This window comes from Streptomyces daqingensis (assembly GCF_014645895.1).
Classification (GTDB): domain Bacteria; phylum Actinomycetota; class Actinomycetes; order Streptomycetales; family Streptomycetaceae; genus Streptomyces; species Streptomyces daqingensis.
The window spans coordinates 405,596-429,879 of the sequence record NZ_BMMP01000001.1; the positions used below are offsets into that span (position 1 = coordinate 405,596).

The following is a 24,284-nucleotide window of genomic DNA, read 5'->3' on the forward strand; positions in this document are numbered from 1 at the left end:
CGCCGCCGTCCTGCGTCCGCCCGGCAGCCTCTCGCGGACAGCCCCGTCGGTAGGCGGCCGCGGATGAAGCTCAGATGAGATCCCGGCGGTACTGAGATTCAGCCTCTCCGCCGCTGTGGCCATGGGTGACTGAGCTGCCGGGCGTATTCGGGAGATCCGCCGCAGACCTCGCCTGTCTGACGTGGGTCACTCGCCACGAGTTGTTCGGCCAGTCTCCTGGCCTGCACTTCAGGGGCGTCGCTGGAGACGTCGAGCACCAGCCGGAACTGCAGCCACGGGCGGCTCTCCCTGATGGCCGAACGGCCTGGGTGGAAGAGGAAGAGGTCGATCTGGCCGGGCTCCCAGAGCCAGGCGGACACTCCGCCGAGTTCACATTCCCACCGCGCAAGCCAGTCGCTGCGCTCCCGAAGGTCCAGCTCCAGCAGACGTGCAACGGTGCGCGCCGGCCACTCCCAGCTGCGGTCCGCGACCGCTCGCTCGACCTCTGCCTGGTATTCCTCTGCGTCGAACCGGAACTCAGGCAGGCCAACAACGTTCTCCCCGGGGTTGCGCCACTCGCTCCAGATCACGTGGTCGCCGTCGCGCCGGACGGTCACGTAGAGAGCGCCGCAGCACCCCTTGGTGCATCCTGCCTCGGCCAGCCGTACCTCGTGCGGCTCGGTGCCAGCCGTAAGAGGGGCATCCGGCAGCAGGAGGTATCCGGGGTCTTCGCACGGCCCTTCCGTGAACACCTCCGCCGCCAGGACGTCCTCACCGTCGACCAGTGGCCGGACCTCCACGTTTCCCGCCCCTCCGGGGGCGATCGGGAACGGCGACGTGGAGGGAGAGGCAGTTCCTCTCGTCAGTCACCGGATGACTGTCGGACCAGCGGCCCCAGAGAGTCGCGCTGTTATTCGCGGATGATCTTCGTCGCCAAGGCGCCGGCCCGTCCGGACCGGTCGGTGACGGGGCTTCGGCGCAGCGCGCCGTCCCGCCGGGAGAGCTTCCCTTTTGCGAGGAATGCCGGATTCATCGTGCGATCATCGCGCTGTGCTGTCGCTGATCCTCCTCCACTTCGCCGGGGCGTGCTGTGCACCGCTGCTCGTGCGGTGGCTGGGGTCGCGGGCGTTCCTCGTCCTGGCCCTCGTCCCGGCCGCGGCGGCAGGCTGGGCGTTCGCGCACTACGCGGAGGTCGCGGACGGCGGCGTGCTCGTCCAGCGATGGCGGTGGATGGACCAGCTGGGGGTCGAACTCGCCTTCCGCTGCGATGCGCTGGCGCTGCTCATGGTGCTCGTCGTCGGGGCCGTCGGGGCGCTCGTACTGGTCTACTGCGCCGGCTACTTCAGCTGGGCGGAGTTCGGGCTGGGGCAGTTCGCCGGGACTCTCACCGCTTTCGCAGGCGCGATGCTCGGCCTGGTGCTCGCCGACGACCTGATCGTGCTCTACGTCCTGTGGGAGCTGACGACGGTCTTCTCCTTCCTGCTGATCGGCCACGTCCCCGAGCGCCGCCCCAACCGGCTCGCCGCGCTGCAGTCGCTGATGGTCACGACCTTCGGCGGCCTCGCGATGCTTCTGGGGTTCCTGATCCTGGGCAGGGAAGCCGGCACCTTCAGCGTCTCCGGACTGCTGGAGCGCCCCCCGGAGGCCTCGGGGAGCGTCGTGGCGGCGCTGCTGCTGGTGCTCGCCGGCGCGCTGTCGAAGTCCGCGGTGTGGCCCTTCACCTTCTGGCTCCCCGGCGCGATGGCCGCGCCGACGCCCGTCTCGGCCTACCTGCACGCCGCCGCCATGGTCAAAGCCGGCGTCTACCTGGTGGGCAGGTTCGCCCCGGCGTACGCCGACGCCGTGCCGTGGCGCGTGACCGTCCTGGTCCTCGGGGCGTCGACGATGCTGCTCGGCGGCTGGCGCGCTCTGCGCGAGACCGACCTCAAACGGCTCCTGGCGTACGGGACGGTCAGCCAACTCGGCCTGCTCATGCTCCTGTTCGGCAGGGGAACCCGGGACGCCGCACTCGCCGGGGCCGCCCTGCTGCTGGCGCACGCCCTGTTCAAGGCGCCGCTCTTCCTCGTCGTCGGCATCATCGACCACGCCACCGGCACACGCCACCTCAACCAGCTCTCCGGACTGGGGCGCTCCATGCCCGGGGTGTGCGCGGTCGCCGTGCTCGCGGGGGCGTCCATGGCCGGGATCCCGCCGCTGATCGGCTTCGCGGCGAAGGAAGCGGCCTTCACCTCGCTCCTGGAGGGCGGCGGCACCGCGCTGTGGCTGAGCGGGGCGGTCGCGGCCGGGTCCGCCCTGACGGCCGCCTACACCCTGCGGTTCCTGTGGGGGGCCTTCGCCACGAAGCCCGCGCCCGCCCTTCCCGGCGCCGAGGAGGAGGCGGGCGTGGCGAAGCAGGCCGCGCCCATCGCCACGCCGCTGCGCGGTACGAGCGGACCGTTCCTGCTCCTGCCGCCCGCGCTGTGCTCCCTCGCGGGGCTCGTCCTGGGTCCAGGGGTCTCCCTGCTGGACCGGCTGCTGTCCCTGTACGCCGACGAACTCCCGGCGGACGGCGGCAAGTTCACCCTCTCGCTGTGGCACGGATTCGGGGCGGCGCTGTGGCTCTCCCTGCTGACCTGGGCCGTCGGCGCGCTGCTCTTCCTCACGATGAGCCCCCTCGGCCGGTTCGCGGAACGCATGGCCGTCGTGGAAGGCGCGCAGGTCTTCGCCCGGTCCCTGTGGTCGCTGGAACGCGGGTCCCTTGAGATCACCGGCGCCGTGCAGCGGGGATCGCTGCCCATCTACCTCGGCACCGCCCTCGCCTTCCTGATCACGGCCCAGAGCACCGCCATGATCGTCGATCCGCCGTGGAGGCACGTGGGGACGATCCGCTGGTACGACTCCGTGCCGCAGCTCGGGGTCGTGCTGATCATCTGCGTCGTCGCCGTGCTGTGCCTGATCTCCCGCCACCGCATGAAGGCCGTGGTGCTGGCGGGCGTCACCGGCTACGGCACCGCCGTGCTGTACGTACTGCACGGCGCCCCGGACGTGGCGCTCACCCAGTTCGCGGTGGAGACGGTCTCCCTGGTGGTGTTCGTTCTGGTGCTCAGGCGCCTCCCGGCCCGCTTCCCGAGCCAGCGGCGCACCAGCACCCCGCGGCGCGTCACCCAGGTGGTGACGGGTCTCGCCGCGGGGGGCTTCGCCGCCGTGCTGACGTACGTCGCCGGAGCCGCCCGCGTTGACCCTCCTGCGGGGCCGGGCCTGACCGTGGCCACCGCGGAGCACGGCCTGAAGAACATCGTCCCCAACACCCTTGTCGACCTGCGCTCCTGGGACACCCTGGGGGAGTCCGCGGTCCTCGCGGTCGCCGTCGTCGGTGTCACGAGCCTCGTCTATCTGCGGCGCCGTCCGGGCAGTGCCGTCCCCGGCGAGACCGCCGCAGCCGCGGGACAGCCCCCCGGCGGACCGGGCCGCCCCGCCGCCGGACCGCCCGCACCGCGCGGCGGAGGGGAGAGCGGCCGCAGACGCGCCGGGTCCGTGCTGGGCCCCGAGGGCGTCGCCTATCCGTCGGCGGTCGGCGCCCTCCCGCGCCGCACGTGGCTCACCGCCTCCGGCACGCTCGACCCGGAGCGGCGCTCCGTGATCTTCGAGGTGGTGGCCCGCCTCGTCTTCCACCCCATCGTGGTTCTCTCGCTCTATCTGCTGTTCTGCGCCGAGAACCTGCCGGGGGGAGGGTTCACCGCCGGGCTCGTGGCCGGCCTGGCGCTCGCGGTGCGCTACCTCGCGGGCGGACGCCACGAACTGGCGGCGGCCGCACCTGTCGACGCCGGTTTCCTGCTGGGTCTCGGCCTCCTCACCATGACGCTCACCGGGCTGGTGGGGCTGATCGCGAAGGGGTCGGTCCTGAAGTCGGCGGTCTACCACGGCAGTCTGCCGGTCATCGGCGACTACCACGCCGCGAGCCCGGTGCTCTTCGACGCCGGCGTCTACCTGCTCGTACTCGGTGTGGTCCTGGACGTCCTGCGGAGCCTGGGCTCCGGCATCGACCGCCGGGTGGAGAGGGACCTGCGGAACGAGTCGCGGGGCGGGCCGCGCACCGGCGGCGGGGAAGCCGCGGGCGGCGGTGAGGGCGGCACCCGCCCGCCGGGGGAGGGCGGGGCATGAACGAGACGCTGGCACTGGTCGTCGCGGGCGGCGGGCTCGTCGCCGTGGGCACGATCCTGCTGCTGAGCCGGCCGCTCACCCGGATCGTCCTCGGCGCGGTCGTCCTCGGCAACGGCGTCAACCTCCTGCTGCTGGCCACCTCGGGAGCGGCCGGCCGCTCGCCGCTGCTCTACCCGGGCATCGAACCGAGCCGCATGGCGGATCCGCTGCCGCAGGCGTTCGTCCTCACGGCCATCGTCATCAGCCTCGCGCTCACGGCGTTCCTCTCCACGGTCGCCTACCGGGCGTGGCAGCTGTCCGGCACCGACGACGTCCAGGACGACGTGGAGGACCTCCGCGTCGCACAGCGGGCTGACTACGCGGAGGAACGGGAGCGGCTGCGCACGGTCTACCGCGCCCAGCGCGCCAAGAGCCGCGAGGAGGCCCGCGCCGTCGAGGAGCCGTCGGGCGGCGGTCTCCTCCAGCACCTGCGGCGCGACCGCGCCCAGTACCGGGAGGCGCGCCGCAGAGCGCGCGCCGAGTTGCGCGCCGACCGGGTACGCGGCGCGCACGCCGAGGCGGGCACCGACGAGGACGACGAGTGGGAGACGATCCTGGGGGCCGACCGGTGATCGCCGCGACGACGGCCGAAGCGGCGTCCACGTCGTCCGCGCTGGTCCCCCTCCCGGTGATCCTCCCGCTGCTCGCCGCCGGACTGAAACTCGCCATCGGCGTACGGCTCCAGCGCACCCAGCGTGTGATCAGTTCCGTCGTGCTCGCCGCCGTCCTCGCGGTCGCGCTGATGCTGCTCATCGACGCCGACCAGCACGGGCCGCAGGTGATGTACGCCGGGGGCTGGAAGCCGCCCGTCGGCATCGTGCTGGTCGCCGACAGGCTCTCCGCGCTGATGCTGGTGATCTCCTCGGCCGTGACGCTGTGCGTGCTGCTCTACTCCATCGGGCAGGGCATGGCAGACAACGACGAAGCCACACCGCTGTCCATCTACCACCCCTCCTACCTCGTCCTGGTCGCCGGCGTCTCCGACACCTTTCTCGCCGGCGACCTCTTCAACCTCTACGTCGGCTTCGAGATCATGCTGACCGCCAGCTACGTGCTGCTGACCCTCGGCGGGACCGTCACCCGCATCCGGGCGGGGGCGACGTACGCGATCGTCTCGCTGCTGTCGTCCGTGCTCTTCCTCGCCGCCATCGCCGTCGTCTACGCGGCGACGGGAACCGTCACCATGGCCCAGCTCGCGGGACGGCTCGACCGGCTGCCCGACGGCGTCAGCCTGATGGCGCAGATCTCGCTGCTGACCGTCTTCTGCATCAAGGCCGCGGTCTTCCCCCTCGCCGCCTGGCTGCCCGACTCGTATCCCACCGCTCCCGCCCCGGTGACGGCCGTGTTCGCCGGACTGCTGACCAAGGTCGGCATCTACTCGATGCTGCGCACCCAGACCCTGCTCTTCCCCGACGGCCGGCTGGACGACGTGCTGCTCGTGCTCGCCCTGCTGTCGCTCGTCGTGGGCATCCTCGGCGCGGTCGCCCAGACCGACCTGAAGCGGCTGCTGTCGTTCACGCTCATCAGCCACATCGGTTTCATGGTCTTCGGCATCGCGCTGGCGTCCCGGCCGGGCTTCGCCGGAGCCGTCTTCTACGTGGCGCACCACATCACCGTCCAGACCACGCTCTTCCTCGTCGTCGGCCTCGTCGAACGGCGGGGCGTGACCACCGACATGCAGCGGCTGGGCGGGATCGCGAAGCTCTCCCCGGTGCTCGGCCTGCTCTTCTTCATCCCGGCCATGAACCTGGCCGGTGTCCCGCCGCTCTCCGGGTTCCTCGGCAAGCTGGCATTGCTGCGCGCGGGCTTCCTGCACGGCGGCGTTCTCGTGACCGTCGTGATCGCGGCCGCCACGGCCACCAGCCTTCTCACGCTGTACGCGCTCGCCAAGGCATGGAACCTCGCCTTCTGGAGGGCCGCGCCGCCGGAGCTGTACGTACTGGGCGTCGTCCTCGACATCGTGGAGAGCGACGAGAGTGACGACGCCGACGAGCGGGAGGGCTCCGGCACGGCCGGAGCCGCGTCGGAGGGCGCCTACGGCACGTCCGCCGAACCGGGCAGCGCCCCGGGCGGGCCGGTGGACGTCCAGGTCCTCTCCGGCCGGACCGAGGCAGCCACCTTCGGCGGGCGGGCGATCACCACCGGCGAGCCGCCGGCGACGATGCTCGGGCCCACGATCGCGATGGTCTCCTTCGGCCTGGCCTTCACGGTGCTGGCCGGGCCTCTCACGAGCCTGACCGAACGCGTGGCCGACGAGCTCACGGCCCGCACGCCCTACGTCGAGGCGGTGACCGGCAGATGAGCGAACCCCGGCCCGGCGGCGAAGGCCACACGGGACGCGCGAGCCCGCAGGGCGGCACGAACCGCCGGCACCGCGGCCGGCTGCGGGCCGCGCAGTGGCCCATGGTGCTCGGGCTGACGCTGCTGTGGATGCTGCTGTGGGGGACGCCGACCGCGGCGAACGCCCTCACGGGGGCCCTCATCGGCGTCGTCGTGTGCGTCGTCTTCCCGCTGCCGCCCATCGAGACGCAGGTACGGCTGCGCCCGGCGGGCATCCTCCGCTTCAGCCTGCGCTTCCTGCTGGACATGGTCGTCTCCAGCTGGCGGCTGAACAGGTACATCCTCGGGATCCGCCCGCCGCTGTGCGCGGTGCTGGCCGTACGCCTGCGCTGCCCGAGCGACCTGATGCTGACGGCGACGTCCATCGCGGTCTCCGCCGTCCCCGGCAGCAACGTCCTGGACGTGCACCGCCCTTCGGGCACGTTGTACGTGCACGTGGTGGGTGCGGGCGAGAAGTCCGAGCGGGAGCGGGCGCGTTACGAGGTGCTGCGGCTGGAGGCCCGCGTCGTCGAGGCGTTCGGCACCCGTGCGGACGTCGAGGCCCTCGGGGCGGGCGGGCCGGGCAATTTCCGGAAGGGAGGCGGGCCTTGGAGACGCTGATGAGCTTCGTGGTGGGCCTGCTGCTGGCGTCCGGCGTGCTGGTGACGATCCGCCTCGTCCGTGGCCCCTCGATGCTGGACCGCGCCGTCGCCCTCGACGCGCTGGTCGCGGTGGTGATGGCCGGGACCGGCGTGCTGACGGCGGTACGGCAGATCCCCTTCTACCTGCCCGCGCTGCTCGTGCTCTCCTTCCTCGGCTTCACGGGCTCGGTGAGCATCGCCCGCTTCCTCGCGCTGCGGGACGAGGCGGGCACCGACGACGCGGACGAGGGCGAGAGCCCCCACGCCGAAGGACGGAACGCGGACGGACGCCGGCCGGAGGCGGGCGGCGACGAACAGGGGAGTGCCGGATGAAATGGTCGGACGCCGCCGATGCGGCATCTGCCGTGTGCATGCTGCTCGGAGCGGTGCTGTGCCTGCTCGCCGGCATCGGACTGCTGCGGCTCCCGGACGTGCTGTCGCGCATGCACGCCGGCACCAAGCCCCAGACGTTCGGTCTGCTGCTGGTGCTGCTCGGCGCGGGACTGCGCCTGCGCAGCGGCGCCGACATGGGGACGCTCGTCCTCGTCGGCCTGTTCCAGCTCGTGACCGTCCCGGTGGCGGCGCACATGGTGGGCAGGGCCGCCTACCGCTCCGAGAAGCTCGACCGCGAGCATCTCGTCGTCGATGAGTTCGGACAGGCCTCGAGGAGACTCTGACGTACGCCACAGCCCGCCCGCTGCCTGACGGAACGCTCCGGCGGTGCGACCGGGCAAGCGGGTGGAGCTGATTCGCAGGGAATACGACCGGTTTGTGGAGTTCCCGTGGCGGGTGCGTCTTCGGGCAGTTCGGGCGAATGCCGAAAGAGGGCCTGGGAAGAAGACCCCCCGGATCGCTTTCCGCACGACACACCGGCCGCAGGCGGGACATCAGTCCGGAAGCCCGGAAGCGCCTCCGGTGCAGGCACGAGAGGAGTGGACGACATGCGGGCCAGCAGGCGCCCCGTACGGCGCACCGCGCGCGTCGAGTACACCTTGCCGCGCAAGGCGGTGTCCGCCCGGTGGGCGAGGCGGCTGACGACGGGCTTCCTCAACGGCTCCCGCACGCCCCCAGAAGCCGCGAGGCACGTGGACGAGGCGAACCTCGTCGTCTCCGAACTCGTCACCAACGCCACACGGCACGGCCGCGGCCGGTGCAGGCTGCGGCTCAGCAGCGCGGACGGCCAGGTGACCGTCGAGGTACGCGACGAGGGCTCCCGGATACCCAAGGCCCGTCCGCCGGCCGCCGACGGGGAGAGCGGGCGCGGCGTCGCCCTGGTGCAGTGCCTGGCACGGCAGTTGAAGGTGAGCGCCGCGCCGGGCGGAGGCAAGACGGTGTGCGCCGTGCTGGACGCGGCCTGACACGCCCTCCGGCCTGCCCCCGGCGGTGGCCCGGACGCTGCGTCCGGCGAGGTCCGGGCCGTGGTCCCAGCGGGCTCAGCTGTCGCGCATCTGCGCGAGATGCCGCGTGAGCGTCTCCACCGGCTGATACGTCGCACCGAGCAGCGCGACATGTTTCCAGTGCACCGTCCCGTCCGGCCCGATGAGGAAGACCGCGCGGCGCAGGCCGATTCCGGGCGCCGCGACCCCGAACGCCCGCGCGACCTCCCGCCCCGTGTCCGCCAGCAGCGGCATGCGCAGCCCGTGCTTCGCGGCGAACGAGGCGTGACTCGCCAGGTCCTGCGGGCTGACGGCCCACACCTCGGCATCCCACCCCTCGAACTGCTCCAGCCCCGAGGAGTACGAGCAGAGCTGCTTGGTGCAGACGGCGGTGTCGTCACCGGGGTAGAAGGCGAGGACCACCGGGGCCCCGCGCCGGGACGAGAGCGCGTACTCGCCGTGCTCGAACTCTCCGTCCTTCAGTACGCCGCCGGGGAGGGTGAAGTCAGGGGCGGGCTGACCGGTTCGAGGGCTCGCGGCCACAGGGTGTCTCCAGGGTCGTCGGTGCGGAACGGCGGCCCGGGACAGGGCGCCGTGGCGGTGCCGGTTTCATGTGCCCGCGACGCCGGGGCTGTTGTGGGCCCCGCGTCGCGCGTCCGGGCGCCCGCCGCTAGGGACGGTACGGGGCTCACGGCTGCCCTGACCAGTTCTCCCATGCGGAGGCGACGTCCGGGTAGGCACGGCACCGGGCGTCGGCCTTGAGCGCGGCGGCTGTGGCGGGTTCGGCTCCGACGATGTGGAAGCGCAGCCGTCTCCCGTCGGGGAGCAGCCGCGGCAGTTCGGCGGGGGAGAGGGCGTCGTCACGGCGCACCTGGTTCAAGTCCAGGTAGAACTGCGTCCGTTCGTCCACGATGCGCGCACACAGGCTGTAGTGCATCGTCCGCAGCGTCGGGACGCACAGGGTGCCGCTCGCCGCCACCCACACGCGTGTTCCCGCAACGGCGAGCACGCGTACCTGAATCGTCGCCGTCCCCATGAAAGCCCTTGTCCGGCCGTACGGGCCGACGCGCGGAGCCGAACTCCTCGCGCCCCCCTGCCCGTACAGCCATTCGCCGTCGCGCCCGTGTTGACTGTTACGCACGAGTATCCCGCTGACACCGCTGTCAGGGCAGGTGAACGACGGAGACGGCACGTACCCCGCGCATTTTCTGACCGGAACGGACGTGCTCTGCGCACCGGTTGACCAGCTCGTTCGGCCAGGATCGTTGCCCGTACGTATCAAGTACGCTCGGTGTACGTTCCGGATTACGCTGCGTGTGGTCTCGCGGGTGGACGAGGAGGTCGAAAGGGTGGCCGGTCAAGAGGAGTTGTTCGCGGCCGTCGACGCGCTGCTGAAGCAGGCGAGCGCCGAGCTGCCCCCTCCCGCCGAACGTGCGCGGCTGCGCCGCGCGGCCGGTCTGAGCCAGCAACAGGTCGCGGCGGCACTGCAGTTGAAGCGCCGGGAGACCGTCGCCGACTGGGAGAGCGGCCGCAGCGCACCGCGGCCGCCCCAACGCGCCGCGTACCTGCGGCTTCTGGAGGGACTGGCCGCCCGCTACCCGGCGCCGGAAGCGGCGGATCCGGCGGCCCCGTCTCCGACGTCCCCGCCGTCGCCGACGGCCACGAACCAGGAGACACGCGGCGGTACTTGAGGGGGCGGCGGGGCCCGGCCGGAGCCTTTGCCCGGCGGTGCCGCCTTCTCGCTACTCGTCCAGGGTGAGCTGCCGGGGCCGGGTGGCCTCGGCCGGGAGCGCGAACCGGGAGACCAGCTCGGTGAGGCTGCGCACCTTCGCCGCGCGGGCAAGCTCCGCCAGCAGCAACTGGAAGAGCCGCGCGGTGGCTTCGACGTCGGGCATGGCCCGGTGCCTCCGGGAGGGACGCGGCAGCCCGGTGTGATCGAGGAGCGCGTCCAGCCCGTACGAGGACAGGCCGGGCAGCGCGCTCTTCGCCATGCGGATCGTGTCGAGCACGGGCAGGCGAGCAAGGCGCGGGCAGGCGGTGCGGTAGCGGTGGACGATGCCCGCCTCTACCGGCGCGCTGTGCGCCACCAGCACAGCGGGACCGGGCGGGACCTGCTCGTCGAGGCGGCGCAGCACGACCTCCGCGGGCGGCTCTCCGGCGAGCTGCTCGGGACGGATGCCGGTGTGTGCGGTTGCGCGCGGGGTCAGCGGTGCGCGGGCGGGGGGCCGCATCAGCGCCTCCCACCGGAAACCGCTCGGCTGCGGCCCGGACCGTTCGCGGTGGCGGAGGCCCAGCGCGGCCACCTCCACGGGCTCGGGCGGGTGTCCGGCGGGAGTGGTGGCTTCGAAGTCGACGACGAGGAAGTGCACTTCGCGGAAGCCGGGATCGTCAGCGATCGGTGGCGGCACTCCTGGCTCCCTTCACCGGCCGGCAGGCCGGGGCGAGTCGACGGTCGGCGGTGTCTCCCTACGGCCCCCTATGGGACACGATCCGTGCCGCACCGCCCGTCTGACGCGCCGGTCCCGCGCGGTGCCAGGCGCCGGAGTGGGCTGCGCGCAGGCGTCCGGCGGCGTCGTCCGGGACCGTGCCGCCGGTAGTGGAAGCCCGAGTCACCGGCCCGGCGGGCCGGTGCCGGTCACCAGGGGTCGTAGACGTGGACGAGATACCCGTAGCGGACGGCTGCGAGCGCCAGCATGACGGCAGGCGGTGCGAACCAGAGCCGCCGCAGCCACCCCAGCTTGACGGGCACGATCGTCAGCAGCAGAGCCGGTACGGCGAAGCCCATGGTGAACAGCGCGCCGAGGCCGGCGCCGTCCAGCGCATCCCGGTCGTGCCCGTCCCGCGGCGACATCCAGAACGCCACGAAGAGCCAGAACGCGGCGACGAGTTGGCACGTGACGAGCACGAGCACGCTGAGCACGGACCCCGCCCTGCGGGCCCGCCCCGGCGGGGGTCCTTCGCGCGCGGTCACCTCAGCGCCCGCTCGACCTGTTCGCGGTTCTGCTCGAACCTGTCGGCGTAGCCCTGGGCGTCGCCGCTCTCCCAGTACGGGCCGCCGTTGTAGCGGGCGGCCAGTTCGCGGTACTGGGCTGGTGTCATCTCGTCGGCCGGTACGTCGGCGAAGGAGCTCTGCGCCTTGAGGTCCGCCATGTACTTGGCGGAGATCAGCATGTTCTGGCTCGGGTCCTTCAGCGAGGCCGTCAACTCGTCCCGCTGGTCCTCGGTGAGGTTCGCCGGGTCGTAACCCAGTACTTCGGCGGCACGGCGGACCTGTACGGCCATCGGCCCGAACGAGGTGTTGTCGCGGTCCCCTCCGAGAGGTCCGGGGAGGCTTTCGGGAGTGAGCGGGCTCCACTCCGACTCGGCGGCGTGCCGGGCCCATTCGGTCACGTCGTCGGCGACGTAGGGCTTTCCGCCGACCTCCATCCAGGCGATGCCCGCCATCATGTCCGGCGGCAGGCCGTACGCCCGCGCCGCTTCCCTGATGGCGCCCTTGTTCGTGGCGATCCACTCCTCCTTGCCGCCGGAGGCGTCGGTCAGCCACATGCTCTCGACGTCGGGCATGCCCTTGCGGTTGTCCCGGAGGTCCCGCAGCAGCGGCGAGACCTTCTCGTCGCCGACCGTGGGCAGGCTCCCCTTCTCCCCGGTGCTGCCGGGCAGACGCGTCAGCGGGTCGCCCGCGGACTCCGCCTTCTCCGAGGACAGCGCCCGGACCCTGGAGAGCAGTTCGGCCGCGTCCTTGTTCGCGGTGCGGAAGTCGGGTATCAGGCCCTTGGCGCGCTTGAGGGCGGCGACGCACTCCGCGCGCGGACCCCGCTCCGCGCGCAGGGCGGCGCTGAACGCCTCGTCGGCCTGGCCGTAGTAGCGGTCGGCGTCCTCCTTGACGGCGTCGGCGTCCACACCCAGTTCGGCGAACCAGTCGAGCACGCCGGTCGTGGACCGCATGTCCTCCCAGCGGCGCATCGGCTCGGCGTCCTGCGCCGCTCGCGTGATCGGCGTGGCCTCGCGGGAGATCACCTCCGCGAGGCGGTCCTGCGCGTCGCCGCCCTGCCGGAGCTTCTTCCGTGCCTCCTCGACGGCGTCGGCGTACTTCAGCAACGCCTTCCACGCTGCCTCGTAGCCGTCCATGAGCCCCTCGGCGAGGCCCCGGACGTCCTGCAGCCGCTCCTCGTAGGAGGCGCGCGCGTCGCTCGTCCACTCCACGGACTGCGCCCGCCTGACGGAGGGTTCGAGGGAGTCCAGCAGGTCGCGCATGCGCTTGTACTCGGCCGCGTTGCGCTCGATCAGCTTCGGATCGCAGTTCTCGAGGAACTCGACGTCGGCGTAGTAGGCCACCGCGATCAGTTCCCCTCGGGCGCGACGTACACGGACGAGTCGACGAAGTCCTTCAGCGCGGCAGCGGTGCTGCTCTCCACGGCCGTGTAGTTGTTGCCCGTGGCCTTGAGCAGGGTCGACAGGGCGGTCAGCAGCGCGGCGAGGTCCTGACCCTGGTCGTCGGCGAAGCGGGCGAAGTCCAGCACCGCGGCCGACACGTCCTCGTGCGAGCGCGGCACACGTGCCATGGTGCCGACGTCCCCGTCGAGGCTGCCCTGTTCGAGGAGACCGGCGATCTCCAGCAGAAGGTGCGCGCTGCCGTCGATCGATTCCGGTACCGCGCTGAACCCCTCACCCATGCGCCAACTCCCCCGTCGGTTCAGGTAGACGGCAAGAGTAGGCAATGCGCGCGGCGGGGGCGACGGCGGGCCCGGGGAGCGGCGGCGCCCGTCTGCCGCCGGACTCTCGACGCACCCTCGACGGCGGGACTGTCTGCGCTGTCCGGTGTGAACGCCCCTGACCGGCACGGGAGTTCACGCCGGCCCATTTCGGGTCGCTGTGCCGGTGCCCGCTCCCGCGGGCGGGGAGCCCGATCGTGACGACCACGTCCACGTCCGTGTCACCAGGGGCAGTCGGACCCCGCGCGGCGGACAGGCGGCTGATCCCTTCCGCTCGCGTGCGGAGCCAGCGGGACGGGAGGGCTTCCGGAGGAATCGAGTCCGATCGGCGACTTGTCCTGCTTGTCAAAGATGTCAGGAATCCGGGAATTTCCGCCCTCTTGTTGTCACTTGGACCCCGTCCCGGCGACACAGGGCGGCGGAGGCGTGACGGGGGACACCGGAACGCTTGAGGGTTCTCGCGCGTCTGTGGAGCAGTGAGGCCGAGCCGGATCCGGGGCGGGCCGGCGGCCTCTGCCGCGGGTCAGCCGCAGCCGAACCGGTCCGTCCGGCGGCCGCATCCGGCCTGCGACGAGCTTGTGATCGTCTGTGGGGGGCTTGTGCCCGGCGCTTCGCCCTATTTAGTTTTGCGATCAACCCCTGATCTGTGTGGAGGATTTCCGTGTCTGAGAACCATGATGCCGTCGTCGGAGAGACGAGCACGGAGAGTGGGGGTGGCTGCCCGGTCGCGCACGGCCGCGCTCCCCACCCGACCCAGGGGGGTGGGAACCGCGGCTGGTGGCCGAACCGCCTCAACCTGAAGATCCTCGCCAAGAACACCCCCGTCGCCAATCCGATGAGCGAGGACTTCGACTACGCGAAGGCGTTCAAGAGCCTCGACCTGCCCGCCGTGAAGCGGGACATCGCGGAGCTTCTCACCGACTCCAAGGACTGGTGGCCCGCCGACTTCGGCCACTACGGCCCGTTCATGATCCGTATGGCGTGGCACAGCGCCGGCACCTACCGAATAAGCGACGGCCGCGGCGGCGCGGGTGCCGGGCAGCAGCGGTTCGCGCCGCTGAACAGCTGGCCGGACAACGGGAACCTGGACAAGGCCCGCCGCCTGCTGTGGCCCGTGAAGAAGAAGTACGGCCAGCAGCTCTCCTGGGCGGACCTGATGATCCTCGCCGGGAACGTCGCGCTGGAGTCGATGGGCCTGAAGACGTTCGGCTTCGCCGGCGGCCGCGAGGACGTCTGGGAGCCCGACGAGGACGTGTACTGGGGCCCCGAGTCCACGTGGCTGGGCGACGAGCGCTACAGCGGCGACCGTGAACTCGAGACGCCCCTCGCGGCCGTCCAGATGGGCCTCATCTACGTCAACCCCGAGGGCCCCAACGGCAATCCCGACCCGATCGCCGCGGCCCGCGACATCCGCGAGACGTTCCGCCGCATGGCGATGAACGACGAGGAGACCGTCGCTCTGGTCGCCGGCGGCCACACGTTCGGCAAGACCCACGGCGCCGCCCCCGACAGCCACCTCGGCCCCGAGCCCGAGGCCGCCCCGCTGGAGTCGCAGGGCCTCGGCTGGAAGGGCTCGCACGGCACCGGCAGCGGCGGCGACGCGATCACCAGCGGTCTGGAGGGCATCTGGACCAACACGCCGACGACGTGGGACAACAGCTTCTTCGAGATTCTCTTCGGTTACGAGTGGGAGCTGACGACGAGCCCCGCCGGCGCCAACCAGTGGCAGCCGAAGAACGGCGCCGGGGCGGGAACCGTCCCGGACGCCCACGACTCGTCGAAGAGCCACGCCCCGACGATGCTCACGACCGACCTCGCCCTGCGCATGGACCCGGTCTACGAGCCGATCTCGCGCCGCTTCCTCGAGAACCCGGACGAGTTCGCGGACGCGTTCGCCCGCGCGTGGTTCAAGCTGACCCACCGCGACATGGGGCCGATCAACCGCTACCTGGGCCCCGAGGTGCCGAGCGAGACGCTGATCTGGCAGGACCCCCTCCCGGCCGTGGACCACGAGCTCGTCGGCCCGGCGGACGTGGCCGCGCTCAAGGAGCGCATCCTCGCCTCCGGTCTGTCGGTCGCCGAACTGGTCTCGACCGCGTGGGCAGCGGCCTCCTCGTTCCGCGGCAGCGACATGCGGGGCGGCGCCAACGGCGCACGCATCCGCCTGGAGCCGCAGAACCGCTGGGAGGCCAACAGTCCCGACCAGCTCGCGTCGGTCCTGGCGAAGCTGGAGGGCGTCCAGGAGGCCTTCAACTCCTCCCAGAGCGGCGGCAAGCGCGTGTCGCTCGCCGACGTCATCGTGCTGGGCGGCTGCGCCGGCGTCGAGAAGGCCGCCAAGGAGGCCGGCTACGACGTCGAGGTGCCGTTCACGCCCGGACGCACCGACGCTTCGGCCGAGCAGACGGACGTGGAGTCCTTCGAAGCGCTCGAGCCGGCCGCGGAGGGCTTCCGCAACTACCTGGGCAAGGGCAACCCGCTCCCGGCCGAGTTCCTGCTCGTAGACAAGGCGAACCTGCTCACCCTGAGCGCGCCCGAGATGACGGTGCTCGTCGGCGGCCTGCGCGTCCTCGGCGCGAACTACGACAAGTCGTCGCTCGGCGTGCTGACGGAGACGCCCGGCAGGCTGACCAACGACTTCTTCGTCAACCTGCTCGACATGGGCACGCAGTGGGCGCCGACGTCCGAGACGGCGGAGACCTACGAGGGCCGCGACACCGCCACCGGCGAGGTCAAGTGGACCGGGAGCCGTGTCGACCTGCTCTTCGGCTCGAACTCCGAACTGCGCGCGCTCGCCGAGGTCTACGCGTGCGACGACGCGGGCGGCAAGTTCGTCCAGGACTTCGTCGCCGCGTGGGACAAGGTCATGAACCTCGACCGGTTCGACCTGGCCTGACGAACGGAACGCCCGGGACCGGCCGCACCCGCCGGCCCGGGCTTCCCTGACGGCTCCGGCCTGCAAACCGGCGTCGCCCCCGGCTGCCCCTTCCGGGCCGCCGGGGGCGACGCCGTTCTCCCGCATCCCAACGACGTGTCCTAGGCTCTGTCTCACAAATCCCGCCTGGTTGGCGGTGTCCGGCACGCGCCCTCACTGCGTTGTCGATCGTCGGCGCAGCCCGCTGCGCTCTCCTCCCTCCGCCTTGCGATCACACGCACCGGACACCGCCAACCACGTCCTGACGGACGTACGACGCTATTTGTCAGACAGAACCTAGCCGGTTTGCTCACGCCGACGCCGGACACTTTGATGCCCGGGAACGGAAGCGGGGACCGGGACGGGACGCGGCCGCTGAGGCGGGCACGGGGCGTGGGGGATGGCGGAGAGACGGGCGCTGGGCGGGAAGTTCCGCCGGCTCTGGGCGTCGTACGCCGTCAGCGCGTACGGCACGTCGCTGGGCTTCGGCGCGTTCCCCATGATCGCGGTCCTCGTGCTGCAAGCGGGCCGGCGCAGGTGGCGGCGCTGGCTGCCACGGGGCGGGCGGTGGGGGCCGTCCTGGCGGTACCGCTCGGCCCGTGGGTGGAGTTCCGCCGCAAGCGGCCCGTCATGGTGGGCATGGACCTCGTCCGCTTCGCGGCGTTGACGAGCGTCCCCGCCGCGTACGCCCTCGGCGGGCTCGGCTTCACCCAGCTCCTCCTCGTCTCCGTCGTCTGCGCCGCGGCGGGCATCGCGTTCAACGCCGCGGGCGGCGCGTATCTCAAAACGCTCCTGCCGCCGCAGGACCTGCTCACCGCCAACGGACGCTTCGAGGCCACGACCTGGAGCGCGACGATGCTCGGGCCGCCCCTCGGCGGCGCGGCTGTCGGATGGCTCGGTCCCGTGGTGACGGTGACAGCCGACGCCGTCAGCTACCTGCTCTCGGCGCTGGGCATCCGCGCCATCGGCGGACAGGAGCCCCGTCCGGAGCGGGCCCGTGAACCGCGGCTCCGCGCGGGCGAACTGTTCGAAGGGTGGCGCCACATCCTCACCCGGCCCGCCCTGCGGCCTCTGTTCTTCAACGCGATCGTCGTCAACGGCCTGATCATGGCGTCCGAACCGCTGCTCGCGGTGCTCCTGCTCGGCGATCTGGGGTTCACGCCCTGGCAGTACGGCCTCGTCTTCGCGGCCCCCTGCGCGGGCGGCCTCGTCGGCGCACGGCTGGCACGCCCGCTCGTCACACGGTTCGGGCAGCACCGGGTGATGCTCACGTCAGGGACACTGCGCGCCTGCTGGCCCATCGGGCTGGTGTTCGTGCAGCCCGGCGTGCCCGGGATCGTGCTCGTCATCGGCGTCCAGCTCGGCCTGGTCACCTGCTGCGGCGTCTTCAACCCCGTCCTCGCCACCTACCGGCTCGAACACACGGCCTCCGACAGGGTCGCCCGCACCCTGACCGCATGGTCCGTCAGCAGCAGCGCCGCCATCGCGGCCCTGACCGCGGGCTGGGGCCTGCTCGCCGCCGCCACCGGCATCCGCACCGCGATCGCACTGGCCGGAACCGTCCTCCTGGTCACCCCGCTGCTGCTCCCGCGCCGCGCTCCCGTCCCGCCGGCCGAGCCCTCCGGCACGGCGGTCCAGGGGGACCCCGGCCGCGTCTGAGGCCGCTCGGCGGCGAGAGCCCCTTCCGGGTCCGGCCAGGAACGCGGCGGCCCGGGTCAGGCGCCACCGCGCGCGCTGGGCGCCTCCGCCGGACGGTGGGCCATCGCCCACCGGATCGTGGACGTCAGCCCGGTCCCGGCCCAGCGCACACCTGTCCTCTCCAGCACCGGCAGGCGGGGCAGGTGCAGAGGCTCCCGGGCCCACGAGGGCAGCAGGGCGACGGCGCTGGCGGCGAGCACGGCGTAGGGCAGGCGCGCGGCCAGGGGAAGGGGCGGGTGCAGCAGCAGGAACCGGGCGGCGTCGGCGGCCTCCGGCGTGGCACGCAGCTCGGGCCGGTACGCGGCGATCCGCTCGGCCAGCTCCCGGCGGTCGCGCGGCGGGTCGAGGACGCCCAGCGCGCTGCCGACGCGTGCGGTGTCGGCCACGTAGCCGTCGTACCCGGCAGGTGTCAGCGGCTGCGCCCCGTAGCGCTGATGCGCCCGCATGAAGCTGTCGACCTCGGCGACGTGCACCCAGGCGAGCAGATGCGGGTCGGCCGCGTGGTACGTCTCGCCCGCTGCCGTACGCCCCCGCACGCGCTGGTGCACGCCCCTGACGTGGTCGACGGCGCGCTGGGCGTCGTCCGCGGCGCCGTACGTCGTCATCGCCAGGAAGGTGCTGGTCCGCTGGAGCCGGCCCCACGGGTCGCCCCTGTATCCCGAGTGCGCGGCGACCGCGCTCATGGCCAGCGGATGCAGCGACTGGAGCAGCAGCGCGCTCAGCCCGCCGATGAACATCGACGCGTCGCCGTGCACCGTGCGGATCGGCCGGTCCTCGCCGAACCACCGCGGCCCGGGCGTCCCGTGGATTCTCGACCGGTTCTCGGTACCGGCAGGGCCCGCGACCCGCTCGAACAGGCTGCTGCCCAGGCGCTCCCGCGCCGTCGCCACTCCTGGTATCCGCCACCCCATCCCTCCATTGTCCGCGCCTCGGTCCCGTACGGGCGGGGCCTGCGTCGGGCAGCTCGGTCCTCCGCCGGCGCCGCCCGCGCCGCGGGCAGGGCGCACGGCGTCCCGGCGACCGCCGGGCCACGTTCCGGGCGAGAGGGGAGAGACATCCTTCGATAGACTTGACCAGGTGAAACACGCGCACCGCGGGGGCCTTCGGGCCTTTATGGCGGGGGTCCCCACGTCCGTCACCGCCGCGCCGGGCAGTCGCAGCGGCAGCCTCCCCGTACCCGGAAGCCGGCGCCGCCCGCCCCCTCCCGACGAGGCCGACGAGGCCCGCCGCTCTCCGTCCCGCCGTGCTGCCGCACCCGTGCGGTGCCGGCGCCACCGCGGCCGGCGTCCCTCCCGCGCAGGGGACGCGCGATGAGACTCGGCGACCTCGCGGCGCCCCTCCTGCGCCCCGCGGGCCCACCGGCCGCCGGGGCGCGACCGGTCGAGCGCGTCGAGTTGGCCGAGTGCGCGGAGACGGTACGTGCCGCAGGCGGCGACGTGCTGCTGGTGGCCCCTGCCGCGCAGTGGCTGCCGGACGCGGTGGAGGCCGCGGCGGACGGGTTCGCGGGGCTCGTCGTGGTCGGCGGCGGGGAGGCCGCCCGGCGCAGCGTCGAGGCGGCAGCGGTGCCGGTCCTCCTCCCGCGGCCGGACGCCGGTGGCACGGCACAGGAAGTATGGGGCCGCCTGCTGGAACGGCTCGCCGCCGCCCACGCTGCCGAGGCCCGGGAGGCGCGCCGGCGGTCGCAGCAGACCGGTGACCTGATGTCTCTGCTCCAGCGGATGCTGGAGGACCCGGGCGGTGTGGACGCCCTGGCGGGCTGGTGCGCGCGGCGCCTGTCGGCGCGGGTCAGGCTGCTGCGGCCGGGCGCCGACGCGAGCATCGACGACGAGGGAGCACGCCGCGCGGTGCGCGAACTCGTGGCGGGCGCCTCGGGCGGCCCGTCGCGGACGCGGGTCGCCGGCGAGGACGCCCTCGCCTTCCGGATCGGGGCCCGGGCACCGCACGCCGTGCTGCTCGCGTACCGGGCCAGGCCGTGGGAACCGGAGGAGCTGCAGCTCCTGGAACAGGCGGCCAGGGCCGCGGGCGCCGCCCTGTGGGGCGAGGACGTACGCGAACGGGAGCGGCGGTCGGTGGCCGCCGCGGAGGCGGCACGGTCCGTGGGGATGCAGTACCTGATGGCGGGCGACCTCCCCAGCGCCGAGCCGCTGCTGGACGCGGCCGTGCCGGCCCTGGTGGCGGCGGGCGCCGGCCGTATCGCGCTCCTGGAGGCCGCGGAGGGCGAGGACCGCCGGAGCCTGGCGGCGGACGTCGAACGGACGCTGGCCGGGCAGGCCGTCGCCGTGCCGTCACCGGGGGACGAGCGGCAGGTCGTCGTCCTCCACACCGGCAACGGCCCGCTGGAGGAGTGGCTGCTGCCGCTCGTCGACCGCGCGCCGCACCGGGCGGCGGGGGTCTGCCGCACCACGCCGTGGCTCCGGGCGGCGGCCGGCTACCAGGAGGCGGCCGCCGCGCTCGCCCTCGCCCGGGACGGCCCGCCGCGGCTGCGGGTCCACGACGGGAGAGCACCTCTGGAGGAGCGGCTGGGACTGGACGCGCGCATCTGGGCGGCGCTGGTGATGCAGCCGTTGGCGGACCTGCCCGATCAGGAGCGGGAGGACCTGCTGCACCTGGCAGGGGAGACGCTGTGGTGGGGGCCGACAGAGGCCGCGCGGCTCGTCGGCTGGCACCGGCAGACCCTCGCCCAGCGGCTGGACCGCCTCGCCGCGCTCACCGGCCTGGACCCCCGGCGGCGCTGGCAGCAGAGCGCGCTGTATCTCGCGGTGCGTCTGGCCGCTCTGCCGCCCCCACCGGTGCTCGACCGCACCGTCACCCTCCGGCAGGTCCTGGACCACCCGGGGGCCCGCGCGTGGGCGGACGAAAGGCTGGACGGCCTGACCCCGGACCTGAGGGAGACGCTCGCCGCCTGGGTCGCGGCCGACATGGACAAGGACGCGGCAGCCGCCGCGCTGGGCATCACTCCGCGCGCCGCGTACCGGCGGCTGGGGCGGGCGGTCACCGCGACGCGGCAGGAGCTGACGCGGTACCCGGGGCCCGCGTCGGAGACGGCCCTGGCGCTCTGCGTCACCGGAGACGTCATGATGGGAGATGTCCCGGCGATGGAGGACCGGCATGTGAGCGGGCAGGCCGGGGGAGGGGAGCGCACGGTGGACGTATCCGAGGTGGACACCGGCCGTCCGCACGTCGCCCGGGTCTACGACTACCTCCTCGGCGGGAACTGCAACTGGCCCGCCGACCGGGAGGCCGCCGAACGGACTCTCGCGATCAACCCGCACACCACCACGGCGGTACGGGAGAACCGGCTCTTCATGCAGCGGTCCGTCCGCACCCTCACCGCCGAGGTGGGCATCCGCCAGTTCCTCGACCTGGGCTCGGGCATCCCCACCTCCCCGAATCTCCACGAGATCGCGCAGGGGGCCGCGCCCGGCGCCCGCGTCGTCTACGTCGACCACGACCCGATCGTCCTCGCCCACGCCGCGGCCCTGCTGCGCAGCACCGCCCGCGGCCGGACGGCGTACATCGAGGCCGACGTCCTCGACACGCGCTCCCTGTTCTCCGCGCCCGGGCTGCGCGACGTCCTCGACCTGGACGAGCCCGTCGCCGTCTGCATCAACGCTCTCGTCCACTTCCTGGACGACGACGAGGCGGGAAAGCTCATCCGCGACGTGCGGCGGCACGTCGCCCCCGGCAGCTACGTCACCCTCACCTCGATGACCGCCGACTACGCCTGGAACCTCATCGGCAGCGTGCAGGCGTACTACAGCTCCACGGTCAGTCCGCTGATCATCCGTACGCACGAGGAGATCGAGGCGCTGTTCGCGGGCATGGAGCTGCTGGACCCCGGCGTCGTCTCCCTCCCCGACTGGCGGCCCCTGCCCGGCGCGGGCGTGCCGCCGCCGCCCGACGAGGTCAACTGCTACGGGGGCGTCGCCCGCGTCAAGTAGCGGTTCGCAGCGCTCCTCCCGGGCCGGCCCGGATATCGACCGGTGTACCGGCCCCGGATCGACCGATCCTCCCTTCTCCGGCCTCCGCCGGGTGCCTACGGTCGTAGGAGACCGATTGCCCCGAGATGCCTTTCCCCGACACCAGGAGCGGAGGGACGAGACCATGCCGGCTGCAGACCCCGTAGCCGCCACCCCCACCCGCACCGCGCGGCCCGCACCGGTGCGTACGCGGGACGTGCTCGTGCTGGGGACCGCGGAGGTCGCCTACTGCGTCACCGACGCGCTGCGCCAGGCCGGGCTCAGCGTCGGCAGCTGGCTCGCCCCGGCCGACGCGTGCCACCACCGGACCCGTGAGCACATCCGGCGCGACCTGGCGGACCCCGCCACCCTGCGCTCGTGGTCCTCGGCCGCGGTCGTCATCAGCGTCTGGCACGGCTCCGCGCGGCACTCCCACCCGGGTGAGGTCGTGGAGCCGCTCGTCGACGCCGCCCTGGAGCGCCAGGCGCCCCACTGGCTGCGGCTCACGCGCGGTGTCACCGACGGCGGGCCGCAGGAGGCGCAGGCCGCCGTCGACCACGATCCGTACCGGTCGACCTGCTACCTGCCGCCCGGGGCCCGGGCGCACCTGACCAGGCTGCGCGACCAGGCCGATCCGGACGGCGTCTACGCGCGGACGCTGACCGCGCTGCTGAACGTCCTGCCGCTGACCCCCGGGTGCAGCCCGCGCTTCTGAGCCCTGCCCCGCCGGCCCGCCCCCGCGCCCCCGTCCCTCAACTTCCCTGCGCGGAGGCCCACTTGACGGCATGCTCAGCGCACGCGACGCTCCCTCTGACTTCTTGATCCGGCGATACGGGGGACCACTGTGCCTGGGGCAGGAGCGGACGTACCGGGCGCGGCGGCGGACGGTGACCGTCCCGCGAGGAAGATCACCGTGGAGGCCAACGGGCTCAACGTCATCGGGGACGCCGAACGCAAGGGCCGCCCCGCGCAGCTGTTCTGGCCCTGGTTCGGGTCGAACGTCTCGGTGCTGGGCCTGAGTTACGGCTCGTTCGCACTGGGATTCGGCATCGACTTCTGGCAGGCACTGGCCGCCGGGGTCGCGGGGATCGTCTTCTCGTTCCTGCTGTGCGGCTTCATCGCCGTTGCGGGCAAGCGCGGATCCGCGCCGACGATGGTGCTCAGCCGGGCGGCGTTCGGCGTGCGGGGCAACAGGCTGCCGTCCGCGGTCTCCTGGGTGCTGACCGTCGGCTGGGAGACCGTGCTGGTGATCCTCGCGACGCTCGCCACGTCCACGGTCTTCGACAGGCTGGGCTGGGGCGGCGGCACGTCGACGAAGCTCGCCGCGCTGGTCGTCGTCTCGGCGCTGACCGTCCTGACCGGAGTCGTCGGATTCGACCTCATCATGCGGATGCAGTCGGCGATCACGGTCGTGACGGCTGCCCTGACCGTCGTCTACATCGCCCTGGTCGCCGGGGAGATCCGCTGGGAGACGGCCGGGAGCCTGCCCGCCGGCTCGGCGCAGGAGGTCGTCGGGGCGCTGGTGTTCCTGATGACGGGCTTCGGTCTGGGCTGGGTCAACGCCGCCGCGGACTACGCCCGTTACCTGCCGCGCCGGACTTCGGGCGCCGCCGTGGCGGGCTGGACCACTTTCGGGGCGTCCCTCGCGCCGCTCGTCCTTCTGGTCTTCGGGCTGCTGCTCGCCGGTTCCTCCCCGCAGCTCAGCGAGGCGATCGCCGCCGACCCCATCGGCGCCCTGACGACGCTGCTGCCGACCTGGTTCCTCGTGCCGTTCGCGCTGGTCGCCGTGCTGGGCCTGGTCGGCGGCGCGGTGCTGGACATCTACTCCTCGGGCCTCGCCCTGCTCGCCCTGGGGGTGCGGGTGCCGCGCTACGCGGCCGCGGCGCTGGACGGGCTGCTCATGATCCTCGGAACGGTCTACGTCGTCTTCTTCTCCGAGGACTTCCTCGGCTCCTTCATGGGTTTCCTCACCACGCTCGGCGTGCCCGTGGCCGCCTGGTGCGGCATCATGCTGGCCGACGTGGCGCTGCGCTCCCGTCCCTACGACGACGCGGACCTCTTCTCGCCCTCCGGCCGCTACGGCGACGTGCGGTGGCTTCCGGCCGCGGTGCTGTGCGCGGCCACTGCCGCCGGATGGGGCCTGGTGACCAACACCGCCGCCGGCTGGCTGTCCTGGCAGGGCTATCTGCTGGGGCCGCTGGGCCTCGGCGGCACCTCGGGGGCGTGGGCGTCCGCCAACCTCGGGGTGCTCGCGGCTCTCGTCTCGGCGTTCGCCGTGACGCTCGTCTGCCACCGCGCCCGGGTCAAGGAGCAGGAGGCCGCGCCGCCTTCGCCGTCCGGGCCGCACGGGAACGCGCCTGCGGGGAAGGCCCCTGCGGCCGAGGACGGGGAGCCCGGAACGGCCCCGACCGGCAGCTGACGACGCCGAGTTCGGGACTCCACGGAGGGACCGGGGCTACGGCGGGAACGCGGCCCTCTTGCGGCAGCCGGGAACGGCGCCCGCCGCCGCG

The 24,284-nt window shown here is 72.9% G+C and carries 21 protein-coding genes and 1 pseudogene; 13 read left to right on the forward strand and 9 right to left on the reverse strand.

The genetic code is table 11. From position 1 onward, the window contains the following. Positions 1-98: 98 nt before the first annotated feature. A complete protein-coding gene (locus tag IEY56_RS01800; RefSeq protein ID WP_229711462.1) occupies positions 99-779 on the reverse strand; it encodes a hypothetical protein in 681 nt (226 codons plus the stop codon). Positions 780-889: 110 nt separating this feature from the next. Continuing rightward, positions 890-1,012, reverse strand: a complete 123-nt coding sequence (locus tag IEY56_RS28785; protein ID WP_268241308.1) for a hypothetical protein — start codon at positions 1,010-1,012, stop codon at positions 890-892. Between the two features lie 17 nt (positions 1,013-1,029). Between IEY56_RS28785 and IEY56_RS01805 the strand changes: the two genes are divergently transcribed. The 7 genes from IEY56_RS01805 (at position 1,030) to IEY56_RS01835 (ending at position 8,476) form a co-directional block, all read left to right on the forward strand. Continuing rightward, positions 1,030-4,119 (forward strand): Na+/H+ antiporter subunit A, encoded by a 3,090-nt coding sequence (locus IEY56_RS01805; protein ID WP_189035235.1) that lies wholly within the window; start codon positions 1,030-1,032, stop codon positions 4,117-4,119. Then, a complete protein-coding gene (locus IEY56_RS01810; protein WP_189035236.1) occupies positions 4,116-4,730 on the forward strand; it encodes a Na(+)/H(+) antiporter subunit C in 615 nt (204 codons plus the stop codon). Before IEY56_RS01805 ends, IEY56_RS01810 begins: the two co-directional genes overlap by 4 nt. Further along, positions 4,730-6,460 carry a Na+/H+ antiporter subunit D gene (locus IEY56_RS01815; protein ID WP_189035363.1) on the forward strand — a complete coding sequence of 577 codons (1,731 nt, stop codon included), beginning with the start codon at positions 4,730-4,732 and terminating at the stop codon, positions 6,458-6,460. Before IEY56_RS01810 ends, IEY56_RS01815 begins: the two co-directional genes overlap by 1 nt. After that, positions 6,457-7,098, forward strand: coding sequence for a Na+/H+ antiporter subunit E (locus IEY56_RS01820; protein ID WP_189035237.1), 642 nt, complete (start codon positions 6,457-6,459; stop codon positions 7,096-7,098). Before IEY56_RS01815 ends, IEY56_RS01820 begins: the two co-directional genes overlap by 4 nt. After that, entirely contained in the window at positions 7,086-7,451 is a 366-nt protein-coding gene (locus IEY56_RS01825) for an MrpF/PhaF family protein (protein ID WP_373292015.1), read from the forward strand. Before IEY56_RS01820 ends, IEY56_RS01825 begins: the two co-directional genes overlap by 13 nt. After that, positions 7,448-7,795: a monovalent cation/H(+) antiporter subunit G gene (mnhG, locus tag IEY56_RS01830; RefSeq protein ID WP_189035238.1), complete on the forward strand. Its 348-nt coding sequence runs from the start codon at positions 7,448-7,450 to the stop codon at positions 7,793-7,795. The genes IEY56_RS01825 and mnhG overlap by 4 nt, the downstream gene beginning before the upstream one ends. A 264-nt stretch (positions 7,796-8,059) precedes the next feature. Continuing rightward, positions 8,060-8,476 carry an ATP-binding protein gene (locus IEY56_RS01835; RefSeq protein ID WP_189035239.1) on the forward strand — a complete coding sequence of 139 codons (417 nt, stop codon included), beginning with the start codon at positions 8,060-8,062 and terminating at the stop codon, positions 8,474-8,476. 75 nt (positions 8,477-8,551) lie between these two features. Here IEY56_RS01835 and IEY56_RS01840 read toward each other — a convergent pair whose 3' ends face one another. Together IEY56_RS01840 and IEY56_RS01845 are read right to left on the reverse strand one after the other, a co-directional pair. Continuing rightward, positions 8,552-9,037 carry a peroxiredoxin gene (locus IEY56_RS01840; RefSeq protein ID WP_189035240.1) on the reverse strand — a complete coding sequence of 162 codons (486 nt, stop codon included), beginning with the start codon at positions 9,035-9,037 and terminating at the stop codon, positions 8,552-8,554. A 145-nt stretch (positions 9,038-9,182) separates the two neighbouring features. Continuing rightward, positions 9,183-9,530 carry a hypothetical protein gene (locus tag IEY56_RS01845; RefSeq protein WP_189035241.1) on the reverse strand — a complete coding sequence of 116 codons (348 nt, stop codon included), beginning with the start codon at positions 9,528-9,530 and terminating at the stop codon, positions 9,183-9,185. 313 nt (positions 9,531-9,843) lie between these two features. On the opposite strand from IEY56_RS01845, the gene IEY56_RS01850 reads away from it, so the two are divergent. After that, complete coding sequence (locus IEY56_RS01850) at positions 9,844-10,185, forward strand: helix-turn-helix domain-containing protein (protein ID WP_189035242.1); 342 nt, start codon at positions 9,844-9,846, stop codon at positions 10,183-10,185. Between the two features lie 51 nt (positions 10,186-10,236). Here IEY56_RS01850 and IEY56_RS01855 read toward each other — a convergent pair whose 3' ends face one another. The 4 genes from IEY56_RS01855 to IEY56_RS01870 all read right to left on the reverse strand — a co-directional run bounded on the left by IEY56_RS01855 (position 10,237) and on the right by IEY56_RS01870 (position 13,167). After that, on the reverse strand, positions 10,237-10,902 hold the full coding sequence (locus tag IEY56_RS01855; RefSeq protein WP_189035243.1) for a 3'-5' exonuclease: 666 nt from the start codon (positions 10,900-10,902) through the stop codon (positions 10,237-10,239). 227 nt (positions 10,903-11,129) lie between these two features. After that, positions 11,130-11,414 (reverse strand): hypothetical protein, encoded by a 285-nt coding sequence (locus IEY56_RS01860; protein ID WP_189035244.1) that lies wholly within the window; start codon positions 11,412-11,414, stop codon positions 11,130-11,132. 47 nt (positions 11,415-11,461) lie between these two features. Next, positions 11,462-12,829, reverse strand: a complete 1,368-nt coding sequence (locus IEY56_RS01865) for a hypothetical protein (protein WP_189035245.1) — start codon at positions 12,827-12,829, stop codon at positions 11,462-11,464. A 5-nt stretch (positions 12,830-12,834) separates the two neighbouring features. Continuing rightward, on the reverse strand, positions 12,835-13,167 hold the full coding sequence (locus IEY56_RS01870) for a hypothetical protein (RefSeq protein ID WP_189035246.1): 333 nt from the start codon (positions 13,165-13,167) through the stop codon (positions 12,835-12,837). Positions 13,168-13,867: 700 nt separating this feature from the next. Between IEY56_RS01870 and katG the strand changes: the two genes are divergently transcribed. Both katG and IEY56_RS01880 read left to right on the forward strand, forming a co-directional pair. Beyond that, positions 13,868-16,099: a catalase/peroxidase HPI gene (gene katG / locus IEY56_RS01875; RefSeq protein WP_189035247.1), complete on the forward strand. Its 2,232-nt coding sequence runs from the start codon at positions 13,868-13,870 to the stop codon at positions 16,097-16,099. A 418-nt stretch (positions 16,100-16,517) separates the two neighbouring features. Next, a pseudogene (locus IEY56_RS01880) lies at positions 16,518-17,776 on the forward strand (MFS transporter). Positions 17,777-17,832: 56 nt separating this feature from the next. Here the strand turns inward: IEY56_RS01880 and IEY56_RS01885 are convergent. Further along, positions 17,833-18,726: an oxygenase MpaB family protein gene (locus IEY56_RS01885; RefSeq protein ID WP_189035248.1), complete on the reverse strand. Its 894-nt coding sequence runs from the start codon at positions 18,724-18,726 to the stop codon at positions 17,833-17,835. Between the two features lie 399 nt (positions 18,727-19,125). Here IEY56_RS01885 and IEY56_RS28790 point away from each other — a divergent pair, with 399 nt between their 5' ends. The 3 genes from IEY56_RS28790 (at position 19,126) to IEY56_RS01900 (ending at position 24,193) form a co-directional block, all read left to right on the forward strand. Further along, positions 19,126-21,756 carry an SAM-dependent methyltransferase gene (locus IEY56_RS28790; RefSeq protein ID WP_189035249.1) on the forward strand — a complete coding sequence of 877 codons (2,631 nt, stop codon included), beginning with the start codon at positions 19,126-19,128 and terminating at the stop codon, positions 21,754-21,756. 163 nt (positions 21,757-21,919) lie between these two features. Further along, a complete protein-coding gene (locus tag IEY56_RS01895; protein WP_189035250.1) occupies positions 21,920-22,489 on the forward strand; it encodes a hypothetical protein in 570 nt (189 codons plus the stop codon). Between the two features lie 198 nt (positions 22,490-22,687). Further along, positions 22,688-24,193: a purine-cytosine permease family protein gene (locus IEY56_RS01900; RefSeq protein WP_268241311.1), complete on the forward strand. Its 1,506-nt coding sequence runs from the start codon at positions 22,688-22,690 to the stop codon at positions 24,191-24,193. Positions 24,194-24,284: the final 91 nt, after the last annotated feature.